This window comes from Sphingomonas sp. AC435, assembly GCF_979253005.1.
Map to the genome: position 1 here is coordinate 22,946 of NZ_CEEDCJ010000005.1, position 20,838 is coordinate 43,783.

Sequence of the window (20,838 nt, forward strand, 5' to 3'; positions counted from 1 at the left end):
CTCAGCGAGGTCTGTGCTATCGCGTTCCTGCCGCTGGTGGTGACTATGTGCTGCAGGGCGGGTCTGCAGACATTTACGCCTATGGAGCCGCCTCTCCGCTTGGTACGTTCACCCAGATCTGACCGAAAAGGCTGAGAGACGTTCATCCCTGATGACGCTGATACCCGGCTAGCTTGAACCGACCTTCTTGGGCTGGTGAGCAGCGTTGCATTAGCTGGAGCGCGCATGAAGATCGCGACCTACAACGTGAACGGCGTCAACGGCCGCCTGCCCGTGCTGCTGCGCTGGCTGGAGGAGGAGCAGCCCGATATCGTCTGCCTGCAGGAGTTGAAGGCACCGCAAGAGAAGTTTCCGGCGACCGCGATCCGCGACCTCGGCTACGACTCGATCTGGCATGGCCAGAAGAGCTGGAACGGCGTTGCCATCCTCAGCCGTGTCGGCGAGATCCACGAGACGAGGCGCGGACTGCCGGACGATCCCGATCCTGCGCAGAGCCGCTACATCGAAGCCGCAGTGAACGGCATTATTATCGGCGGGCTCTACCTGCCAAACGGCAATCCGCGGCCCGGTCCCAAGTTCGACTACAAGCTCGCTTGGTTCGAAAAGCTCATCGCTCACGCGGGGACACTGCTGGAGAGCGGCCTGCCGGTGGTGCTCGCCGGCGACTTCAACGTCATGCCGACGGAAGCCGACGTCTACAAACCGGAACGCTGGACCAAGGACGCCCTGTTCGCGCCAGAGGTTCGAGCGCTCTACGCGCGGCTCATCGATCAAGGCTGGACGGACTCGCTCCGCATGCTTCACCCGGACGAGACCATCTACACCTTCTGGGACTATTTCCGGAACGCCTACGGGCGAGACGCGGGTCTCCGTATCGATCATCTGCTGCTCAGCCCCTCGCTTGCCGATCGCTTGGAGGACGCGCAGGTGGACAGACAGGTGCGCGGCTGGGAGAAGACCAGCGATCATGCGCCGACGTGGATACGGCTTGCGGCCGAGAAGCCGATCAACAAGCCGCCCCGATCGCCGCGGCGGAACAAGGAACACGAATGACAGAGCGCGCCCATGTGGACTTCTACGATGTCGTTCTGAAACCCGATCCCTCCCGCACCGTCGTGCGCCCCTTCGAACCAGGCTATCCCAAGGGGTTCGACGGCGGCCGCACGCGTACGGACGAAACAGTCGAGCTGATCCTGAGCCTCGACGACGAGGAACTGCAGCGCCAGCTCGAGGGCGTCACCGCCTCTCTCGACGAGAACCACCGCAACGTGGATGCGACGCTGCTGCGTCGCTTTGGCGAATTGGTCGACCGCATCCCCGGCGCAGCCAGCCTGTCCCCCGAACAGCAGCGTCTGATCGGCGCCTACTTCAGCCAGGAATACGCCTACGAGGCCGCGGCGCTCTTCAATCCCAGCGCCGTCCCCCACCCCGATCAGTCGGGACTCGCCGACGGCGCGGTGCGCTTCGTCCTCTCGCTGCGCGGCGTCGGCGAAGGCCACGTGTCGTCGGTCACCTTCCGCACGGGCGTGTGGACGCCGGGTGGCGACCTCACGATCGACGATCCGGGATCGACGTCGGTGCCGCCGATCATCGTCCCGCGCGACGAAGACGATGGTGCCGTCCATCTCGACTGCGGCGGATCCCGCAGCATCTCCGAGACCGTGCTCTTCCCGACGCTGCCCAGCCAGCGCCAGGGCATCGAGGACATGCGCCTGGTGCGCTTCGTGGAAGACGACGGGCAGGTCACCTACCACGGCACCTACACCGCCTTCAGCGGCGCTGAGGCCCGCTCGGAACTGCTCACGACGAGGGACTTCAAGGCGTTCGAGATGCGGACCCTCACCGGGGATGTCGCCAGCGCCAAGGGTATGGCGCTCTTCCCACGCCGGCTCGACGGCCGCTACGTGACGCTCGGTCGGCAGGACAACAGGACCATCTGGCTGAACGCGTCCGACGACCTCCTCCATTGGAACAGCGGCTCCAAGCTGATCGAGCCACGCTACCCCTGGGAGTTCGTGCAGATGGGCAACTGCGGCTCACCGCTTGAGATCGACGAGGGTTGGCTGGTGCTGACCCATGGCGTCGGCACAGTCCGCAACTACTGCATTGGCGCTTGCCTCCTCGACAAGGATGACCCAGCGAAGCTCCTGGCGCGGACGCCTCGGCCGGTGCTCGCGCCCAGCCCGCATGAGCGCGACGGTTACGTTCCGAACGTCGTCTATAGCTGCGGCGCCTTGCTCAGCGGACGCAGAATGCTGCTGCCCTATGCCGTCGCCGACAGCTTCTCAGCGTTCGGTTCGCTATCCGTCAACAACCTACTCAAGTGCATGGAGTAGAAGGCGGCGCGCCTGCCGAGGCGGCTCAGCCCCGCGTAAAGAAGACCCACAGTCGGACGTTTACGCCCTCTTTTCCTCTCCCATCATCGGACGCCTGTTCATCGGCTCGATGTGACACGTTTCCGCACGTGTTTTATTTGCGATTTTGTCGATCTGGTGGACAGCGTACTGACGGCTTCGAAAGCCGGCAGCACTGCAAGACGTGCGTCCAATGACCCAGTGGCTAACCTCATTATCTCCGCTATGCTGGATGCATGGATAACGGTTTGGCCATCTCAGCTCTTGGCGCGCTCGCGCAAGGCACCCGCCTCGACGTGTTCCGCCTACTGGTGCGGCAAGAGCTGACTGGCATGGCGGCAGGCGAGATCGCCCGCCAGCTCGACGTGCCGCAGAACACCATGTCGGCGCATTTCGGCATCCTGGCCCGTGCCGGCATCGTCCGATCCGAGCGACACAGCCGGTCCATTATCTACCGCGCCGACCTCGACGGCCTACGGGCGCTGACGCTGTTCCTGGTCAAGGACTGCTGCGCCGGCTCGCCCGAGCTGTGTGCGCCGCTCCTCGCCGAACTCGCCCCCTGCTGCTGAAAGGACGCCCAAGATGACCAAGGATGCGGCCGTCGACATCGTGATCTACCACAATCCTGCCTGCGGCACATCGCGCAACACGCTGGCGATGATCCGTAACGCCGGAATCGAGCCGCACATCGTGGAGTATCTGAAGACCCCACCCTCCCGCGCCCTGCTGATCGAGATGATCGACCGCGCCGGCATCACACCCCGCGATCTACTGCGCGAGAAGGGCACGCCCTACGCTGAGCTCGGTCTCGCCGATGCCTCGCTGACCAATGACGCGCTGCTCGACGCCATGATCGCGCACCCGGTCCTCATCAACCGACCGCTGGTCGTCTCGCCGCTCGGCGTGCGGCTGTGCCGTCCGTCCGAGGCCGTCCTCGATCTGCTGCCGGAGCCGCAGCGCGGCGCGTTCGCCAAGGAAGACGGCGAACAGGTCGTGGATGCCTCGCTGTAATGTGGATCGTTTCGAAGCGTCCTGATAGGGCAATGGATTGTGCGCCGACGGACGCTTCATCCGACGATCGTAAAATGGTCCATCACATCGGTAAGCAGGCGCCTTACGACCTGCTAAGCATATGAATAACATGCGGGCGGAAGTTGAGGCAGCTTCCGGCCAACGCATTAGTGAGAAGGAATGCAACCGGCATCCCCGGCTCGACGCCAACCACGACATCCGCCGAGAACCCACGCGACCGCAGGATGCTGGCCCCGTGGCGGGCAGCGGCGGTGGGATCATCTGCGACCAGCCCGATGCAGGCCGTCGCGCCGCCGACCTTGCTTACAATTGCCGGGGGCGAGTGATTGATGATCGTACCATCCATCATGATCGAAAGGCTTACGCCTCCGGAATCGGCCTGAAGGCGCTCACCTAGCCCTTGCTCCACCAGCAGAGCGACCACGGCGCTCTTCGCCTCGACCGATGTGGCTGCGAAGATACGCGAGCCGGGATCGGGAAAGGGGAACGGATTGCGGGAGGTCGCCAATAGAAAAGACCATGCCGAAATCGCTACGAGCAGAACCCCATTTAGGACGATCAACCATTTGGGGATAAACATTTCCATTCCCTCAGCCGTAGCTATGCTGATCGGATGAAGCCTAGATTGTCACGGCTTGCAAGCATTAGAGGCGTTGAGGCACCGATGGGTCGATCACCGCACGCGGTCTCTCCAGCATGCTGAAGGCCGTGACCCAAAGAGCGGTGGACATGCGCATAGCTTCGTAGGCTGTTAAGAGCCACATGCGGTCATTCAGGACAGCTAGGAATTCTTCTGACACCTGCCGTTCGTGCACCTCGACATCGGAGCTACCTTCGAGCATTTCCTCAGGAGACTGAGTGGCAAGACCGGATGGAACGGACACTCCCGTGCCACGACTGCGACCCGCTATGCAGCTCCGACCCGACACGTGAGTGTGTGATAATGATCCGACCTGCTTACATCGTCGCCGCGCTACTCCTTGGCCAGGTTACGCCCTTGTGCGCGCAAGATGCTCCTCCGTCTTACGACTTTCGCGAACGGACCCGCGCACTTGCATTCGACCCGACCCGCTTCTTCCCCGAACGGTCCGAGCGAGCGATGTCGGTCCGCTACCTTGGGGACGATTACGGCTATCCCGTTTACGCGATCGCGGTTCGCAGAGGCTGCACCGATGCCGACCAGGGCGAGGCACGCCGAACCTGCGGCGAACGTCTGATCGCTCGAATGGTCCGCTCTCCCTTCGAGGGCGCACCGCCGAGGCCGCGGGCTCGAGGGCAGCGACTTTTCGGTATGATAGCGCGCTCAAAGCCGCAGAACGAGGACGCCCTGCTCCGAACGCTCGACGAAGCAGGCCTGGAGTGGCTCGAAGCCGACATCCGTGCATGCCCCACTGCAACGGACCATCTCGCAACCGTTCGGGACCTCAAATTCTCGTCGGCAGTCGATCTGACCGGCCGACCGGTCGAGATCGTGCTGCACGCCGATAAGATCTCGCTCGAGATCGGCGACTACCTAGTGCGCTCGCGATACGAGGGCTGGGCGAAGCCGGGCAGCCCGGGCGCTTGGGCGGCCGAGTTCGCGGCGAGCTTGGAGGCATGCTGGAAACCTTCGACGGCACCAGTGCCCTGGCGGTTTGTTGATCCTCGAGCGAGATAACTCGCCGGCCAGAGTGGCCGTGGCGGTCACGAAGTAAGGGGGCTATCAGCTCGCGGCATTGAGGCGGAGGTGAACCCGGGCTCAGCCTGCTGAGCGACAGCATCGCCTTCGAGCCGCTGGTCAGACCCAGGAGACGACGTTTAGGTGCAACCGACCGCTTCCCAGAAGCCGACGTCAGTTTATCGTCCTCCAAAGTCGGCTACCTCACGGAGCATCGTATGCTGAATGTATGGTGATGGTGGGAAGCAGACAGCAGGAGACTGCCGCCGACGTCCAGGCGAATACCCCGGTCGATGCGAGCCCGAGCGCGCTTCTGACGTCGCGGAGCTCGCCCAATGCGACCAGAACGGAGCGGCTATCAGCGCCTGCATCTGCCAACGCAATCACTTGTTATCAGAGCCGTTGAATGCCCAGAACGATGGCTCCAAGCGCCGTGGCAATCGTACCGACTGAGCCAACCGCCTTGCTCAGCCGATCGATCGTCTGAGGCGACGACACCGCCACGAAGCGCCGGATGGACAGGCTGATGCTCTGCTGAGCCGCCCGTACGCTCCGATGGTTCGGATCATACGTCCTAGTCCAGAGCAAGGATGCGAAAAGCGCCGTCCCGTAGCTGAGCCAGATGCTAAGGGCGAACTCCACCGTGTCCACCCACTCTGTCCGGCTGGTCGGCATGATCGTGGTCGCCTCGCCGAAGGCAGCGCTGGTGACGACGCTCATTGTCACGACGGTGATTATGGAGCTCAGGAGATAGAGCACCAGCCAACGGACGATCCCGCCCTCGCCGCAGCGAAACGCGCCAACGCCGAACGGAAGCGGAATGATCACTGTCGCCATCAGCAGCCATCCTGGCCTGAGGTCCAGCCTGATCACCAGAACGTAGTGCGCGAGCACGAGGAGTAGGAAGGGCGCAAGCAGGTAGATTACGGCCATCGGCATCCAGAGGGGCGGACTGCTCTGCTCGGCTGCCCCGATCGGGTCCGGTGCCTCGGTCTTGCCGCTGCGGAGCTCGTCGATTGCCTGTTGCAGTTCGTCAACGCGGCGCAAAAGGTAGAGATGGCCCGACACGTCGCGGCCGCAGTGCCGACAGGCGAGCGCCTGAAGGTTCAAGTCCGCGAGGCAGAAGGGGCAGGCACTCACCGCGCGACGAGGAGCGTCACGGTCATCGCTCCAAGCCGGCCGTCGCTATCCGCCGCAAGCACCTGCAAGCTGTGGCGGCCGGGCGGCAGCGCGACGTTCGGTGCGTCGACGCCAGCCGTGGAGATCGACGCACTCAGGCGCGGCGTCAGATCCACCAACGGGCTCCGCAGATAGTTGATTCGGATGTTCGCCGGACGGACGGTTGCGCCATTATGGGGCGTAATGCGCACGCGTAAGCGGAAGGGTGTCGTGAGCGCTGACCCGAGCTCTGCCGGCGTAGGCGATTCTAGGGTGATCTTTGGGCCGGGGAACAGCCCTCGGGTGCGCATTGGCGCCTCCGGCCGCGCCGCTTCTTCCGGCGTCACCAACATGGTCGCTCCGGGGTCAGCGGCACTCGCGGCGCTCGCCGCGAGTGCAAGACAGAAGAACTTGATCGTCATGCTCGACTCACCGGACTGGAGTTCATCCATCTTGCTTGCGCCGGTCGGGCGTGGTGTCAAGTTAGCCAGCCAGATCGATCGATTGACCTTCGACGGTTTTCGCCGGCACAGATGCGGAGCCACATGCCCGCATCAGAAAAGTGAAGAGCAATCTATGCGCCTGATTCTTTGCTCGATGACCACCAACTGGCGGAGGGCCAAGTGCTGGCAAATCGGTCGCTTACATATCCTGCTTGTTCTTGCCAGCGTGGCGCTGGCAAGCCCATTGCTATCACAGGAGCAGCCTTCCGGCCCAGGCACACTGACCCAAGCCCCTTCAAGCGACACTCCCGCTCAAGTGCAGGCCCGCGAGCGGGCCGCCGAACTTTTGGAAAAGGCGCAAGATGAACGAAATATGGGGGATTGGGAACTTCAACTGCCGCTACTAGATGAGGCGGAGAACCTACTACTCGTCAACAACGTTCCTGAGTCCGCTCTTCTGGCCGGCATACTGGAGGTGAGGGGGAGCGCACTGTCTATCGCGCACCGCACCGTCGAGGCCGCGGGACCATTGGAGCGCGCCTATTTAGTTCGACGACGGGTACAAGGGGCCACGGCGGAAGACACTTTCCAAGCGCTAACGCAATACACACAATCAAAGCTAGAGCTTGCCACCCTGGCATATGAACGCAACGATGCGGTTTCCGCTCGCCGGTATCAGGATGAAGTAAAAGAGCTTTACTGGAGTGGTTATCTTGATAGCCGCAGTACGAGCGATCGAGATCGCACATTCCGTTTTCTCGACCTGTACTCGATGATGCTCGACGATAAAGATGAAAATGCGCTCAGCGTGTCGCGCGAGCTGGCGGAGCTTTCTATCCGATTGAACGGTCAATCGGCGGCTCCAAACATCATGTACACGGGCTTGTACGCCCGAAGGTTGATGCGCCTGGGCCGTGCTCAAGATGCCATCGTGATCTGGGCGCCTCTTCTAAAGCGCATAACGGCGCAGAATGGAGACGAGGCTCTTACGACGATCAATACTCTTGGCGAGTACGCCATGCTTCTAGTGGCAGTCGGCCGAGAGCAAGAGGCGCTACCGCTATTTGCGAAGGTGAAGAGAACATATCTGACAAGATTTAAGGTAAACACGCGGCGAGAGCGGAGCTCAACAAGCAGTAGCGAAAACACCTTAAATAAATTCGCTCAATATATTAATTTCATCAGCCAGCATTCTTCTGGGTCACGAGATCACGGCCGATACCGTGCTGCGGAAGTAATTGATCAACAAGGACTTGCCTTCGAACTGGCATTGGGCGCAGGTTCGAACGAGTACTACGTACGCGCCTTGGCACTTGTTCGAGACAGGCTCAGCCAGCCCGGGAAGGCGGCACCTGCGCTCGCGGCCGCCCGCCTCGCCGTGCAGTACGCGACCGCGGTCGAACGGCGCCCCGGCGGCGTAGGCATGCTCAGAACCCTCGAAGGTGGTGACACGTGGTTGCGTGAAGCGCATGGTATGCGCGCCGAGGCTGCATGGCAGGTAAGCGTCGTCGACCCTGGCCGACGACTTGATTTGCAACGTGAAGCCTTCCAGATGGCGCAGGACGCCAGCGCCGGGATCACGTCACGATCGGTCGCTGACGCAGCGGCACGTCGTTACGCGGTAGATCACGGATTAGCCGACGCACTGGCGAGGCGAGAGGCCGCGCTGCGGCGCTGGCGAGCGCTCACCGATGACTGGCGCGCGGACTCCGGCGTAGGCCGGATTGGCGGGATGGCGCGCCTTGATAGCAGAGTCGAGCAGCTGGGCATCGCAGACCGGCTTGATGCCGAGGATAGGCTACTTCGCCGCCGCGCACCCGCCCTCTTCAGGCTCCTTGAGCAGTCAGGCCTACCCGCCCTGCATTATCAATCGCTGCTTGGTCCTGACGAAGCATTGCTTCTGGTCGTCCCGACTGCCTATGGCACGCAGATCTTTGCGATCGACAAGCATCGAGTGACATGGGCTCGGTCGGCCCTGACTTCGGAGCAGATCGCATCGATGGTGACGCGGCTCCGCGCCGATCTTGATCCCGCCGCGATCCTAGCACGGAGCCTTACCAGTACGGCGCGCCCTGGCTACGACGCGCAGACGGCGTACGCGCTGTACCAGGCGGTCGTTGCACCCGTGGCCACCCTCCTTCATGGCAAGCGGGTTCTCTACGTGGCAGCGGCCGGCCCTTTGTCGACCATGCCCTTCCACGTGCTGCTGACCGGTAGCCCACCGGCCGGTGCGGATTTGAGCCACCCCGCGACGTTGCGCGCACTGCCGTGGTTCGGCAACCAACTGGCGCTTGTCCAACTGCCGTCGCTCCAAGCGCTCGCTTTGATCCGGCGTTATGGCATCCGCCGGAGCGACGCCTCAAAGCTGGCGAGCGGCTATTCGGGCTGGGGCGACCCGACGCTTCAGGGCGCCACCGACACGCCGGCCGCCGCCCCGACACCGGCAGCGACTTCTACCCAGCGAGGCGCACGGGTAAACGGCCGGCTGATCGCGCGATCGGTCCTTCAGGAGCTGCCTGCACTGCCGGAGACCCACCGTGAACTCGAGGCCGTCGGCGGCGCCTTTCCGAAGTCGCAACAGTGGCTCCACATCGCCGAGCAGATGACGGAAGGGGCTCTGCGAACCGCGTCCTTTGCCCGCGTGGGTGTTCTTCACCTAGCGACGCACGCCCTAACCGAGGAGGAGAGCGGCGACCTGCGCGAGCCGGGGCTGGTCTTCACGCCTCCGGTGACGCCCAGCGAGCGAGATGACGGCTACCTGTCCGCGTCGGAAGTCACCGAGCTGCACTTGGAAGGCACGCGGTGGGTCATCCTGTCGGCGTGCAATTCTGCCGGTGCGGGGGGCGACCAGCAGTCCTCACGCCTGTCGAACCTCGCTTCCGCCTTCTTCTACGCGGGCGCGACCTCGCTGCTCGTAAGCCACTGGCAGGTGTACGATAATGTCGCCGCTGCGCTAATTGTCGAAACCCTGAGGCTGACCCGCGCGGCCGGGTTGCCGAGAGCCCGCGCGCTTCAATCCGCCATACAGCGCATTCGCAACGATCCTCGTTTGGATGCCGCGCATCCGTCCGCCTGGGCGCCGTTCACGATCATGGGGGAAGGGCAATAAGGCGCTAAAGGCGTGGGTCGCCTTAGCGTGCTGAGCGGTTCCCCCGCAACGCGTCGGCTTGGGAACCCGCAGATCGCCGCCGGCGCCATGCTGCGTAGCGTGATACGCGCCCGCAATGGGGAAAGGCCCGGTGAGCTGCCTTCCAGCTCGACGGGCGTCAGCGATCGAGGGCGGTGGCAGGGCCTTTGACCAGCCCCTAGTGCACGTCGACGCCCCCCGGACCCATCGCCTGGTCTGGCGTCACCAGAACGGAACGGCCGGACTTGCAGCGGCCGCCGCGCTCTCCACGAGCGCAAGGAAGAGGTGTTTCGATCATCATGTTTGACTCGCTGGTGAGTTTCCCAGCCCAGCTTCGTGTCCGCTGATGGACCTCGTCTGTCCATCGTTCTTACCCAGCCTCGGTCTTTCGCCGCCGTTAAATTACGCGCGTGAAGATACCTTAGTTTGTTGGACCGGCGTGACCGAAACGTACGGCGCCACGTTTAGGGAGATCAGCCCCCTGCTACGTCTCCTGAACGAACGGCTGCTTATGTCCGGTCGGCGCCCGGGAGCGGACTGGCGGCTTCCCACCAGAAACGCCCACGAGCGGACGGTCTGCCGCTTCTCAGAAACACGTGCTGCCGCACCCCAGCCTTCGGAACGCCCGGGTTGCGGCGACGCATACATGACGGCAGCCGTTGAAAACGGTACCTGCGATCAGGTGACGCTCTCCTTCCAGTCTTTCGTCAGTACGTCCGCGCTCAAGCAGGCCTTCCGGGTCGCCGCGGCCTGCGCGGTCGCTTACGCGGCATACAGGCTGCTAGATCTGAAGCAGGGTTACTGGGCGGTGTTCACGGTGCTCATCGTGATGCAGGGCTCCATCGGCGGGACGCTTGGCGCAGCGTTCGATCGGCTGCTCGGCACGCTGGTCGGGGCAGCGCTCGGCGCGCTGGGTGCCTGGGCGCACAATGGCGGCGTGATCAGCACGGGTGTTGCGCTGGTCGCCGTAGCAGCCCTTGGCAGCTATCTGGCCGTGCTCCGCCCTCAGCTGAAAGTTGCGCCGGTCACGGCCTCGATCATGATGCTGACGGTGCCGCCGGCCAGCCCCATCGCAGACTTCGTCATCGACCGTGTCGCCGAAATCATGCTTGGCGGGGCGATCGGCGTCGCAGCGATGGCGCTGATCCTGCCGGCGCGGTCGGGGGCACTCGTCGCCCGCCGCATTGCCGCGGTGCTCGACACCATGCACGTAACGCTCGGCGACATGGCAGATGCCATCGCAAGTGGCGCGACGCTGTCGCTGGGTTCATCGCTGGTGGCGCTGCGTCCCGCGCTCGCCGGTGTCGAACAGGCGCTGAAGGATGCTGACCGCGAACATGCCGCGCGATTGTGGCGGCACGCCATCTCGCCTGCGGTGCCGCGAACCTTGTGGCGCATCCGCTCGGACCTCGTGCTTGTCGCCCGCGCGCTCAACCCGAGCTTCCCGGACCCGGTTCGCGCTGCGCTGGGAGCGCAAGCCGCGGCACTGGTTCGCCAGCTCGGCGCCGAGATCCTCGCATGCGCAACGGCGCTGCGAACCAGACAGACCGTCGCACGTGGTGACCTCACGACGGCGCGACAGGCATTCTCCAGCGCCCTTGCTGCATTTCGCACCAGCGCCGAGGGGAACGCACTGGATCTCGACATGGCGGGACACGTCTTCGGCTTCTCGTTTGCGCTGGACGAACTCGCACGCGACCTTCGGGATCTCGCCGACCGGATCGACGAGATCAACGCGTAAAGCTGTGTTGATCGTGAGCAGTCATTGATGATCTAGTCCACATTGCCTTTTGAGAAGCACCTCATGCTGACCGGAAGGCCGCCTGCCGCCTCGCTGAGCGCGCCAGAGATTAGCTGCTCTCAGCGTCGCCGGTGCTGCTGATGGCGCTTGCGATCATCGCAGCCAGCGTCTCCTCTGCGCGCTGCCGCTGCAGCGGATCGCGGGCGGCAAGGTCCACCCTCACCCACTCCGGCGCGCGGGCGAGCACCTTCTCAACGAGATCGACGAGGCTGGCAGATGGCATGATGATGGGCTGTCTCACGGGCCACTGGCCGTCACAAGACGCTTGGGCGACGCGCTGTTCCATTCCGAGCCAGCATCGCTCAGCGACGATGCGGCTGCGCTTCGCGAGCGGCGTCGACGACATCGGCAATCGTCTGCAGTTCGCGAGCGACGTCCCGCAGCTCCTGGGCCCGCGTTGCAGCCAGAGGATCCAGCAGCGCCTTTGTGGCCATGTCCTCCATGATCATGCCCGCTGCGGTCATGTAGGTGCGGATAAGTTCGTCCGGTGTCATGCTCAGCCTCCTGAGCATGACCACAGCCCTGCGTGGTGGCAGAAGTCGATATGCAGCTTTCGAGCGTTGCCACGCACCCCTCATCGCCGTCGCGGCGGATCCTCCCGGCCGGTCCGCGGATCCACGCGAGTGAGCATCCACATGCGGTGGTTCTTCTGGTGGCGAACGAAATGGCTGAAGCTGTCCACCTGGTCGTCGTGCCGTCCGTTGGGAAAGGCCCGCAGTTCCCGGCGGAACTCGTCCAGCCACGGTGCGGCCGTGGGCAGCAGGATGTTGCCGGCCTCGACTTCCCCGAAGGTCCCGGTGAAGCGCGATATCTTGTCCACGTCGGTCTTGCTCATGAACGGCCGAAACTTGTTCCTCAGCCTGATATCCTGCGCCACCGATTTGCCAGCGCCGGCGTCCTCGATGATCACCCGGTCGGCCTTCCACTGGTCATGAAGCCGCTCCACCGCCCGCCGGAGTTCAGGATAGTCGAGCCGCTGGCGGAAGACGTCCAGCAGGTACCATTTGTCTCCGCAGAAACCCCATGTCGTGCAGACCGAGAAGTCGCTGGTCGGTGCTGCACTCATGCCCGTGTCCCAGCTTTGCACGACCCTGGTGAAGTTCCGGCGCGCTGGCGGCTCGTCATAAGTCTGGAACCACTCCATCCGGATCGAATTGCCTTCCGGCGCCACCGGGTTCTGTTGATACTGCGCCGAGAACACGACGGGCCCGAGTTCGATGCGCATGCGATCCAGCAGCGCGCGGTCCTCGCGATCCGGGTTGAGCAGGTCGCCGACGACGCGCCGGTGAACCTTGCCGGGGCCAATCGGCACGTCCTCGACCTGCTCGGCGATGGCGGGCAGATTGAGGTGGCGATAGCCACGCTCCAGCAGCATCGCGGGCAGATCATCCTCGTGGAGGCGCTGCTGGATCGAGATGATCCGACCGGTCTGCTTGTCATTGAGGCGCGTGAGGAGCGTATTGGCAAACCAGTTCTTCACCTCCTCGCGCAGCGTGACGCTCTTCACATCGTCAGCCTTCATGCAATCATCGACGATGATGAGATCAGCGCCGAAACCGGTCACCGTCCCGCCGACCGACACGCCCTTTCTCACCCCGCCCTGCGTAGTGATGATCTCGAGTGCCCGGTTGCCGCCATCGGCAATCCGGGTCTTCGGGAACAGGCTCTGGTACCAGTCGGACTCGATCAGCGTCCGGCACTGGCTGGCGTGCAGGCGCGACAGATCCTGGCTGTAGCTGGCGACCATGATCTTCATCGTCGGATCACGCCCGAGCGCCCAGGCGACGAACGCCACCGAGGCGGTCACTGACTTCAGGTGGCGCGGCGGCACCGTAACGACCAGCCGTCGCTCATCACCCGCCTCGACCCTCTCGAGCCAATGGCACATCGCATCGAGGTACCATGCGTGCGCCAGTGGTTTCTCCCCCGGGTGCAGCGTCTCGAACGCCTTGATGAGAAAGAAGGACAGGCGCTGGCGGCGTACTGCCGCCAGCGCATTTACATGCAAAGGGGTCATGCCGTGCCCCCGTTTCCGGTCGCCAGACCAGCCATGATCTCAGCCGTCAGCTGTTCGTGCAGCAACTGCAGGCTGAGCGCGTCCGCCTCGGTCAGGTCGGGTTGCGCGTCGCCGGTACCCGATGCCGCGTCTGCCCGTGCGGTCTGGATGCCTTGTGCCTGTCCGTACTGGCGCAGGACCTGGTCGATAGCACGCGGGTTGCCCTTCACAGCCAGTTCCAACTGCTTGCGCAGGAGGACCTCGATGCGCGGAACCCGCTTTGGGCCTGCCGGCGAGTTGACGGCGATGCGCTCGTCGCAGATCGCAAGCACCATCGTGTCGAGGTTCTCCGAGCCTTTCTTGCGACCCTTCGGGTTTCCCGACTGCCCACGCTGAAAGCGCGTGTGCAGCGGTGGCTTGCGGTAGCCGACCTCATAGCTTCCAGGCGGCGGCGGCTCGGCCGCCGTCGGCGATGCGGCAGGTGCCGTCATTACCGGAACCGCCGCTGGTGAAGCCGCAGCAACTGATGTTGGCGCGGCGATGCCCCCAGACGCTATGGGTCGCGTGCGCTTGCGAGCGGGTGGAAGATTGTCAGGCAGCAACATGGCACGCCTCCCCCTGCTCAATATCATCGGCACCGCTGGCGTCGTCACGTCGCGAAAGGCGCTCCGCCGCGACCCCTTCCCAGCTTTGGCCGGTGTCCGCGAGCACGGCCATGCCGCCCGTCAGCTCCTGCCAGCGTCGGATCGCAACATCGACAAAGCGCGGCTCGATCTCGGTGCCATAACCCAGCCGGCCGGCGCGATCCGCCGCGAGCAGCGTCGTGCCCGAACCCATGAACGGGTCCAGGACGATGTCTCCCTTGCACGTGACATCGCGGATTGCATCGGCAACGAGGGCGAGAGGCTTGACGGTGGGATGGTCCGCCAGGTCCTGCATACGACCTGCACCAAAGCTGTTGACGCCGGCATAGTCCCACACGTTCGTGCGATACCGACCGTGTTTGCCGAGTTCGACGTTATTGATGTGCGGTGCCGTACCCACTTTGGTGACGGCAACGATCTCGTGTTTGGAGCGGTACAGGCTGCCCATGCCGCCGTTGGTCTTGTTCCAGATGCATATGTTCAGAAGCGACAGCTGATTATCATCGATGGCTGCGTGCAACTCGCGCAGGTGACGCCAGTCCATGCATATGTCGATCACCGCGCCGTCGCGTAGATGACGCTTGATGGCGGCCAGGTAGGCTGAGAGAAAGTCGGTGAACTCTCCCTGGCTCATCTCTCCCGACGCCATCGCAAACTCGGCATGTTTGACCTTGCCCAGACCACTGACATGGCCACCGACCTTCACGTTGAAGGGCGGGTCGCCGAACGACATGGCGGCCATTTTGCCGTCCAGCAGGCGGTGCCAGGAGGCATCATCAAGCGCTGATCCACACAGCAGCCGGTGCTGGCCGAGCAGCCAGAGGTCACCGGGTCGCGCCACCGGTTGCAGCGGCGGCTCGATCTGCGTGTCGGCAGGGTCGCTTTCTCCTGCATCGTTGATGGGTGCGATCAGCAGCACGTCGAGTTCGGCGGTTGACCAGCCGATGCTCTCGACCTCGATCTCGTCGAGCGAGATGATCTCCTCGATCTCGATGGCGAGCGCCTTCATGTCCCACAATCCGAGTTCAGCCACGCGATTGTCGGCCAGTCGGTAGGCCTTCACCTGCGCAGGTGACAGGTGCGTGGCCGAGATCGTCGGCACCTCAGGAAGCCCGAGCCGCTTCGCTGCCTGCAGTCGCGCATCACCGGCGATGATCTGGCTGTCTCCATCGACCAGTATCGGCATGTTGAAGCCGAACTCAGAGATGGACGCCATCAGCGCGACGATCTGGCGTTCGGGATGTTTGCGCGGATTGCGCGCATAGGCGATCAGTTCGTCTGGCCGGCGATAGCTGATGGGTCCAAGCCGTGCGAACAGCATGTTGCTGCTCCTGGCCTTCGCCTTTCGTGGACGCGATGTGGTCATGGTTCGTCTCCAGTGAACGGGCACCGGGCACAGACGCGTGTTTCCGATCCGCGAAATTGCGGTCGCGCGTAGAACATCATTCCCGCAAGGCGTGGGGCATGCTGCTGGATGTGCCGACAGCCGGTGGATCTAAAGACCCGCACTGGCCCGGTAAGGCCGATTGGCCTGCGCGCTATTTTGGATGCGCGACTCCGGAGCACAAGAGCGCCCAAGTCATCAATTCGGTTAAGTCAAGATTTACTTTTGAGAGCGAGCGAATGTCTAGGTCTGTTCGAGCTATGCGGCTCCCTGCAGCATGCCCGCAATCTCCCTGCTCCAGTGCGACCCTTCGCTGCAATTTCCCTGCTCACTGCAGCAGGGAAATTAGCTGCGAAACCCGCGCAAATGCTTCGTTCCTGACCCACTCCGGCGCATCGGCGGACGGCGAAACGGCTCTAATTCCCTGCAGATTCGCGTGTTATGGGAAATCAAAGCGGCACATCTGCAAACCGTACTGGCGGCCAGAGGCGCAGAGAATCAGGGCAATCTGGAGCCGCATCTCTCCTCCCGTGACGCTCTCCGCAGTAGCGTTTGCAGACGGGAATGCCGCAGAACTGCGCCGCTTTCGCGGGCATTCTCTGATCAGGTTTTGCACTGAACGACTGGGTGGCGGAGCGGGAGGGATTCGAACCCTCGATACGCTTTTGGCGTATACTCACTTTCCAGGCGAGCGCCTTCGACCACTCGGCCACCGCTCCGCATGTCCTGGAAGGGGGCCGATAGGACGGGTGGCGCGCGGGTGCAAGCGGTTGCTTGCGTCGCGATGCTCGGGCAGGCTGACGATATGCTGCCAATCCTCATCTTTGCCGCCGTGCAGGCCGCTTCCGCCACCCCGCTCGCCACACCCGCCACACCCGCCACACCCGCGGCCTCGGATGCGCTGCCGGCGGATTGGGTCGCCATTCCGGACGATCAGATCCTGGTGATGACGCTGGCCGGCGGCGGCACCGTCGTCATCCGGTTGGCGGCGGCGCAGACGCCCCGGCACGTCGCGAACATCCGCAAGCTCGCAAAGGCGAAATGGTGGGACACCGGCGGCAGCGTCTACCGCGTACAGGACAATTACGTCGCGCAATGGGGCGACGTGACCGAGAAGAAGCCGCTGCCCGCGGATGTCGAGGCGAACCCGCCCGCCGAGTATGAGTGGCAGGGCGCGGCCCCCGTCGCAAAGCTCACGCGGCGTGATCCCTATGCCGAATGGGGCGGCTACACGCGCGACGGCTGGCCATTGGCGGGCAGCGGCACGTTTCAATGGCTGCCGCATTGCTATGGCATGGTCGGCGTCGCGCGCGACCTGGCGCCGAGCACGGGCAGCGGCGGCGATCTGTACGCGGTGATCGGCCACGGCCCCCGCGCGCTCGACCGCAACATCGCCATCGTCGGCCGCGTCGTGGAGGGGATCGAGCGGCTGTCCGCCCTGCCGCGCGGCACCGGTGATCTGGGTTTCTACAAGGCGCCCGCGGAGACGCCCGTCGCAATCATGTCCGTGCGGCTGGTGAGCGACCTGCCCGCCGCGGAACGTCCGCATTTCCAGTACCGGGCGACGGACAATTTCCGCTTCGCCGCCTGGATCAGGGCGCGCGAGAACCGGCAGCCGCCGTTCTTCGTCGTCCCCGCGGGCGGCGCCGACATCTGCAACGCGCTGCCGCCGGTGCGCCGCGCGCCGGCGGCGTCCGGCGTTACTTCAGGCGCCGCACACTGACGAGACGCATCGGCGCGGCGAGCGTCTGCTCGCTGGTCGCGCCCATGCCGCCGATGGCGGAGCGACGCGCGTCCCAGATCCGGCGAACCGCGTTGATGCCGTCCACCACGCGGCCGAACACAGAGTAGCCGCTATCGTCGCCGGGCTTCGCAGCATCGGCGTCCAACTACGCCGGCACAGGCCGATATCGGACGCAACCGCTGCCGGATCGACGATCCCCCGACCCGCGTTGCGCCCGTTTGGATCAGAAGTGGAAGGCCGCGCCGCCGGAGAACGCCCAGGGGTCCAGCCGGGTACGGCCGACCACCGGCGCGCCGCCGAAGCTGCCATAGGCGTTCGGCCGCAGCAGCGCCTTTTTCACGTCGGCGAAGATGCCCCAGTTCTGGCTGACCATGATGTCGGTGCCCGCTTCGAACGCCCAGCCCAGATCGTTGTCGACCTTCAGGTTCCGGAACGCGCCGTCCTTGGTGTCGAACACGATCATGTAGCTGGCGCCAATGCCGACATAGGGGCGGATGCGGCCGCTGCGCGTCGGGTGATACTGCACCGTCAGCATCGTCGGGCCGTAGGTCACCTCGCCCAGCTTCGGCAGCGCGCCGATGCTGCCCGCACCACGGATGTCGATCGTCGGCGGAAAGCCCAATGTCGCGTTCACCGCGATGTTCTGTGTCAGGTAACGGCCGATCTGGATCGACGGCGTCTGATGCTCGTACGTCGACAAGCCAGCACCCGGATAGACCGCTCCCCCTACCGACAGGGCGACCTTGTCCGCCAGCGTCAGGCTGGTGAGGCCGCCGCGCAGCACCCACTTGGTGGTGTCGGTCTCGATTCGGGTGTCGCTCTCCGCCGCTGCGCCGCGACCGAAGCGCGCGACCACGCCGAGCTGGATCGTCAGCGGATCGAGTTCCGCCTTCGCATCGACGCTGGCGAACTGCGTATAGGTCGCATCCAGCGGCAGCAGGCCGGTGGCGTTGGTGTGGTAGAACGCCTTGCGCACGTCAGCGAACAGCCCCCAAGTCCGCGACATCGCGACGTCGACGCCGGCATGGACATAGGGCCCGTAGGCGTTGGGGATGTTCAGCCCGACGCCGAGCCCGTCCCGCTCCTGCGTGGTGAAGTGGCGGATGATACCGCCGCCGACATAGGGTTGGAACTTGCCGCGAAAGGGATGCAGGCTGACGCCCAGCGTCGCCATCGTGAACTCGTCGTCGCCCAGGTTCGGCGTGCCCAGCAGCGATCCCGCCGGCAGATTGTCGGTGGTCGCGGGGGTGGAGATCGATGCCTCCACCGCGATGGAGTTGGCGATGTAATAGCCGCCCGTGACGACGCCGTGGAACGTCTCGCGCGTGGAGTAGCCGGCGGCGGGATCGAGCACGCCGTTGGTCTTCACGTCGCCCTTGTCGACCAGCTTGGTCCGCGCGGCGGCGACGCGGACATAGGCGTCACCGGCCTCCTGCGCGACGACCGGAGACGCGGCGATCATGCCCAACAGGCTGGCCGACATCAACGCGGCGATGTTCATCTTCATGGCAGGGAGGTTCCTTTCGCGGGCTAACCTGTAGCAACCCGCAGTAAACACGACGTAAACCCTCAGGCGGCGAGCGCACCGCGCCCACCGCCCCGTCTGGTCCGGGCACACGGCGCCTCCGGCGCCACCACCGTCCGGCGGACGACGGGCCGATCCCGTTCCAGCGTCTCGATCGTCGCCGCCCCGGTTTCCAGCGCGTTCATATCGTCGGTGGCATCGGCGACCGCGGTCGACAGGCGGTGCACCGCGTCGATGATGTCGTGCTGGCTGTGGCGCGCCATCACCTGCAACCGGAACCGTGCCTGCCCCTTGGGCACCGCCGGGAACTCGACCAGGTTGGCGAGCATCCCGAGCGACGGCAGGCGACGGCTGACGAGCCGCGCCAGCGCCTCGCTGCCCATCTTCACGCACACGATCGCGGACGGATCGCCATAGACCTCCAGCCCGCATCCCTGCAGCAGGCTGCGCAGCATCAGGATGTTGTCCATCAACTTGCGCCGCAGCACCGCGCCCTCTTCCGACGCGACGATATCGAACGCTTTGCCGACGATCGCCGCGTTGGCGGGCGACATCGCGTTGGAGAAGGTGTTGGGCGAGCTGTAATAGCGCATATACTCCTTCACGCCGCGGCCCCGCGCGGCGACGAAGCCGCCGTTCGACGCGAAGGTCTTGGAGAAGCTGCCCATCACCACGTCGACCTTGCCGAGCATGCCCTGCGCCTCGATGAAGCCACGCCCGGTGGGGCCGAGATTGCCCAGGTCGTGCGCGACATCGACGACCAACGTCGCGCCGTATTCGTGCGCCAGTGCCTGCAACGCGCGAATGTCTGGCGTATCCGAGTCCATCGAGAACAGGCTCTCGGTCACCAGCAGGATACCGTTTTCCGTATCGGTGCTGCGAATTTTCGCCAGCTTGGCGCGCGCCGCCTCGACCTGATTGTGGCGGAACAGGTGGATGTTGCGCGTCGCCGCCTGTGCGCCTTCCTGAAGACAGGCATGGCTCAGCGCGTCCATGACGATATGATCGTTCGGCCGCACCAGCCCCTTGATGACGCCGAAGCCCGCGGCCCAGCCGGTCGGGAACAGCGCGACATGGTCGTAGCCGAGGAAGTCGCCGATCTTGCGTTCCAGCGCGATCGACAGCGACGTGTTGCCGACCAGGGCGGGCGATCCGGCGCTGTGCACGCCGAACGCGCGCATCGTTGCGATCGCGGTTTCCAACACCCCGTCGTGCGAGTTCAGGCTGAGATAGTCCTGGCTCGCGAAATTGACGCCGTCGAACAGCTCGCCCTCGTCGGTGCGCGCGGTGCAGCGGCTGAACGCACCCTGCTCCGTCGAGCGCCCAAGCGGCCAGACACCCGCCGCCCGGCGCGTCTCCTGCCACTGGTAGAAAGCATCGACGCGGGCCAGCAGGTCGGCACCGGGCAGGTAGCGAAAATCGCGCATGCTGCCAGCGAGGGCGCCGAACTGCGGCGTATCCGTGGTCATGATGGGCCTCGTATGGGATCGGGTCGGGAACTGATCCGGGATAGTTTCGCAACCCATAAGCATCGGCGAGCGGACCTGGTTAAAGATCCGGTAACTCGACGATTTGCGAACATTTACGCGGCGTTGCGCACGGTGGCATGCTGCTCGATCTTGGCGATCAGGTCGGGCAGCGACACCGGCTTGGTCTCGAAATCGACGCAGCCCGCTTCGATGCTGCGCAGCCGGTCGCTCTCCAGCGCGTGCGCGGTCAGGGCGATCACCGGGATCGTGGCACTGCGCGGATCGGCGTGGATCGCCATCGTCGCCTCCCACCCGTCCATATCGCCGAGTGCGACGTCCATCAGGATGATGTCGGGCCGGCTCGTCGTCGCCATCGCGATCCCCTGCGGCCCATCGACCGCACACGACACCGCATAGCCTTTCCGCTCCAGCCGGCGTTGCAGCATGTCGCGGTTCAATTCATTGTCTTCGACGATCAGGATGTGGGTCATATCGGAAATCCGG

At 64.3% G+C, this 20,838-nt stretch carries 20 protein-coding genes and 1 tRNA gene; 8 read left to right on the plus strand and 13 right to left on the minus strand.

Annotation, left to right across the window (positions count from 1 at the left end):
- Positions 1 to 225 precede the first annotated feature (225 nt).
- The 4 genes from xth to arsC all read left to right on the plus strand — a co-directional run bounded on the left by xth (position 226) and on the right by arsC (position 3,365).
- Positions 226 to 1,053, plus strand: a complete 828-nt coding sequence (gene xth, locus AC0CH8_RS11535) for an exodeoxyribonuclease III (RefSeq protein ID WP_465240007.1) — start codon at positions 226 to 228, stop codon at positions 1,051 to 1,053.
- Positions 1,050 to 2,336, plus strand: coding sequence for a glycoside hydrolase family 130 protein (locus tag AC0CH8_RS11540; RefSeq protein WP_465240008.1), 1,287 nt, complete (start codon positions 1,050 to 1,052; stop codon positions 2,334 to 2,336). The genes xth and AC0CH8_RS11540 overlap by 4 nt, the downstream gene beginning before the upstream one ends.
- 254 nt (positions 2,337 to 2,590) lie before the next feature.
- Positions 2,591 to 2,923, plus strand: coding sequence for an ArsR/SmtB family transcription factor (locus tag AC0CH8_RS11545; protein ID WP_465240009.1), 333 nt, complete (start codon positions 2,591 to 2,593; stop codon positions 2,921 to 2,923).
- A 13-nt stretch (positions 2,924 to 2,936) separates the two neighbouring features.
- Positions 2,937 to 3,365, plus strand: coding sequence for an arsenate reductase (glutaredoxin) (gene arsC, locus AC0CH8_RS11550; protein ID WP_465240010.1), 429 nt, complete (start codon positions 2,937 to 2,939; stop codon positions 3,363 to 3,365).
- 103 nt (positions 3,366 to 3,468) lie between these two features.
- Here arsC and AC0CH8_RS11555 read toward each other — a convergent pair whose 3' ends face one another.
- Positions 3,469 to 3,972 (minus strand): hypothetical protein, encoded by a 504-nt coding sequence (locus tag AC0CH8_RS11555; RefSeq protein WP_465240011.1) that lies wholly within the window; start codon positions 3,970 to 3,972, stop codon positions 3,469 to 3,471.
- A 357-nt stretch (positions 3,973 to 4,329) separates the two neighbouring features.
- Between AC0CH8_RS11555 and AC0CH8_RS11560 the strand changes: the two genes are divergently transcribed.
- Positions 4,330 to 5,043, plus strand: a complete 714-nt coding sequence (locus AC0CH8_RS11560) for a hypothetical protein (RefSeq protein ID WP_465240012.1) — start codon at positions 4,330 to 4,332, stop codon at positions 5,041 to 5,043.
- 393 nt (positions 5,044 to 5,436) lie between these two features.
- Here the strand turns inward: AC0CH8_RS11560 and AC0CH8_RS11565 are convergent, their stop codons facing one another.
- Positions 5,437 to 6,153, minus strand: a complete 717-nt coding sequence (locus AC0CH8_RS11565; RefSeq protein ID WP_465240013.1) for a hypothetical protein — start codon at positions 6,151 to 6,153, stop codon at positions 5,437 to 5,439.
- A 26-nt stretch (positions 6,154 to 6,179) separates the two neighbouring features.
- A complete protein-coding gene (locus AC0CH8_RS11570) occupies positions 6,180 to 6,623 on the minus strand; it encodes a hypothetical protein (RefSeq protein WP_465240014.1) in 444 nt (147 codons plus the stop codon).
- On the opposite strand from AC0CH8_RS11570, the gene AC0CH8_RS11575 reads away from it, so the two are divergent.
- Positions 6,622 to 9,753 carry a CHAT domain-containing protein gene (locus tag AC0CH8_RS11575; RefSeq protein WP_465240164.1) on the plus strand — a complete coding sequence of 1,044 codons (3,132 nt, stop codon included), beginning with the start codon at positions 6,622 to 6,624 and terminating at the stop codon, positions 9,751 to 9,753. The genes AC0CH8_RS11570 and AC0CH8_RS11575 overlap by 2 nt on opposite strands.
- Positions 9,754 to 10,210: 457 nt before the next feature.
- Positions 10,211 to 11,512 (plus strand): FUSC family protein, encoded by a 1,302-nt coding sequence (locus AC0CH8_RS11580; RefSeq protein ID WP_465240015.1) that lies wholly within the window; start codon positions 10,211 to 10,213, stop codon positions 11,510 to 11,512.
- Between the two features lie 109 nt (positions 11,513 to 11,621).
- Here the strand turns inward: AC0CH8_RS11580 and AC0CH8_RS11585 are convergent, their stop codons facing one another.
- From AC0CH8_RS11585 to AC0CH8_RS11610, 6 genes are all read right to left on the minus strand, one after another.
- The gene (locus AC0CH8_RS11585) at positions 11,622 to 11,795 is read right to left on the minus strand and encodes a DUF6771 family protein (RefSeq protein ID WP_204199816.1); all 174 of its coding nucleotides are present in this window, start codon (positions 11,793 to 11,795) and stop codon (positions 11,622 to 11,624) included.
- A gap of 79 nt (positions 11,796 to 11,874) precedes the next feature.
- Positions 11,875 to 12,066: a hypothetical protein gene (locus tag AC0CH8_RS11590; RefSeq protein WP_465240016.1), complete on the minus strand. Its 192-nt coding sequence runs from the start codon at positions 12,064 to 12,066 to the stop codon at positions 11,875 to 11,877.
- Between the two features lie 80 nt (positions 12,067 to 12,146).
- Positions 12,147 to 13,379 carry a phage terminase large subunit gene (gene terL, locus AC0CH8_RS11595; protein ID WP_465240017.1) on the minus strand — a complete coding sequence of 411 codons (1,233 nt, stop codon included), beginning with the start codon at positions 13,377 to 13,379 and terminating at the stop codon, positions 12,147 to 12,149.
- A gap of 206 nt (positions 13,380 to 13,585) precedes the next feature.
- Positions 13,586 to 14,059: a DUF5681 domain-containing protein gene (locus tag AC0CH8_RS11600; RefSeq protein ID WP_465240018.1), complete on the minus strand. Its 474-nt coding sequence runs from the start codon at positions 14,057 to 14,059 to the stop codon at positions 13,586 to 13,588.
- Between the two features lie 100 nt (positions 14,060 to 14,159).
- Positions 14,160 to 15,533 carry a site-specific DNA-methyltransferase gene (locus AC0CH8_RS11605; protein WP_465240019.1) on the minus strand — a complete coding sequence of 458 codons (1,374 nt, stop codon included), beginning with the start codon at positions 15,531 to 15,533 and terminating at the stop codon, positions 14,160 to 14,162.
- Between the two features lie 691 nt (positions 15,534 to 16,224).
- A tRNA-Ser gene (locus AC0CH8_RS11610) sits at positions 16,225 to 16,315 on the minus strand.
- Between the two features lie 86 nt (positions 16,316 to 16,401).
- On the opposite strand from AC0CH8_RS11610, the gene AC0CH8_RS11615 reads away from it, so the two are divergent.
- Positions 16,402 to 17,319, plus strand: coding sequence for a peptidylprolyl isomerase (locus tag AC0CH8_RS11615; protein ID WP_465240020.1), 918 nt, complete (start codon positions 16,402 to 16,404; stop codon positions 17,317 to 17,319).
- On the opposite strand, the gene AC0CH8_RS11620 is transcribed toward AC0CH8_RS11615, so the two are convergent.
- The 4 genes from AC0CH8_RS11620 to AC0CH8_RS11635 form a co-directional block, all read right to left on the minus strand.
- Positions 17,297 to 17,485 carry a hypothetical protein gene (locus AC0CH8_RS11620; protein ID WP_465240021.1) on the minus strand — a complete coding sequence of 63 codons (189 nt, stop codon included), beginning with the start codon at positions 17,483 to 17,485 and terminating at the stop codon, positions 17,297 to 17,299. The genes AC0CH8_RS11615 and AC0CH8_RS11620 overlap by 23 nt on opposite strands.
- Before the next feature lie 78 nt (positions 17,486 to 17,563).
- Positions 17,564 to 18,847, minus strand: a complete 1,284-nt coding sequence (locus tag AC0CH8_RS11625) for an OmpW/AlkL family protein (RefSeq protein ID WP_465240022.1) — start codon at positions 18,845 to 18,847, stop codon at positions 17,564 to 17,566.
- Positions 18,848 to 18,909: 62 nt separating this feature from the next.
- Positions 18,910 to 20,334, minus strand: coding sequence for an aminotransferase class I/II-fold pyridoxal phosphate-dependent enzyme (locus AC0CH8_RS11630; protein ID WP_465240023.1), 1,425 nt, complete (start codon positions 20,332 to 20,334; stop codon positions 18,910 to 18,912).
- 113 nt (positions 20,335 to 20,447) lie between these two features.
- Positions 20,448 to 20,825, minus strand: a complete 378-nt coding sequence (locus tag AC0CH8_RS11635; RefSeq protein ID WP_465240024.1) for a response regulator — start codon at positions 20,823 to 20,825, stop codon at positions 20,448 to 20,450.
- Between the last annotated feature and the right edge of the window lie 13 nt (positions 20,826 to 20,838).

Excerpts from the sequence above, each read along its gene's own strand:
- xth (WP_465240007.1), top strand. The coding sequence starts at position 226 with ATGAAGATCGCGACCTACAACGTGAACGGCGTCAACGGCCGCCTGCCC.
- AC0CH8_RS11540 (WP_465240008.1), top strand. The coding sequence starts at position 1,050 with ATGACAGAGCGCGCCCATGTGGACTTCTACGATGTCGTTCTGAAACCC.
- AC0CH8_RS11545 (WP_465240009.1), top strand. The coding sequence starts at position 2,591 with ATGGATAACGGTTTGGCCATCTCAGCTCTTGGCGCGCTCGCGCAAGGC.
- arsC (WP_465240010.1), top strand. The coding sequence starts at position 2,937 with ATGACCAAGGATGCGGCCGTCGACATCGTGATCTACCACAATCCTGCC.
- AC0CH8_RS11555 (WP_465240011.1), bottom strand. The coding sequence starts at position 3,972 with ATGGAAATGTTTATCCCCAAATGGTTGATCGTCCTAAATGGGGTTCTG.
- AC0CH8_RS11560 (WP_465240012.1), top strand. The coding sequence starts at position 4,330 with ATGATCCGACCTGCTTACATCGTCGCCGCGCTACTCCTTGGCCAGGTT.
- AC0CH8_RS11575 (WP_465240164.1), top strand. The coding sequence starts at position 6,622 with ATGCTCGACTCACCGGACTGGAGTTCATCCATCTTGCTTGCGCCGGTC.
- AC0CH8_RS11570 (WP_465240014.1), bottom strand. The coding sequence starts at position 6,623 with ATGACGATCAAGTTCTTCTGTCTTGCACTCGCGGCGAGCGCCGCGAGT.
- AC0CH8_RS11585 (WP_204199816.1), bottom strand. The coding sequence starts at position 11,795 with ATGCCATCTGCCAGCCTCGTCGATCTCGTTGAGAAGGTGCTCGCCCGC.
- AC0CH8_RS11590 (WP_465240016.1), bottom strand. The coding sequence starts at position 12,066 with ATGACACCGGACGAACTTATCCGCACCTACATGACCGCAGCGGGCATG.
- AC0CH8_RS11600 (WP_465240018.1), bottom strand. The coding sequence starts at position 14,059 with ATGACGGCACCTGCCGCATCGCCGACGGCGGCCGAGCCGCCGCCGCCT.
- AC0CH8_RS11605 (WP_465240019.1), bottom strand. The coding sequence starts at position 15,533 with ATGCTGTTCGCACGGCTTGGACCCATCAGCTATCGCCGGCCAGACGAA.
- AC0CH8_RS11615 (WP_465240020.1), top strand. The coding sequence starts at position 16,402 with ATGCTGCCAATCCTCATCTTTGCCGCCGTGCAGGCCGCTTCCGCCACC.
- AC0CH8_RS11625 (WP_465240022.1), bottom strand. The coding sequence starts at position 18,847 with ATGAAGATGAACATCGCCGCGTTGATGTCGGCCAGCCTGTTGGGCATG.
- AC0CH8_RS11630 (WP_465240023.1), bottom strand. The coding sequence starts at position 20,334 with ATGACCACGGATACGCCGCAGTTCGGCGCCCTCGCTGGCAGCATGCGC.
- AC0CH8_RS11635 (WP_465240024.1), bottom strand. The coding sequence starts at position 20,825 with ATGACCCACATCCTGATCGTCGAAGACAATGAATTGAACCGCGACATG.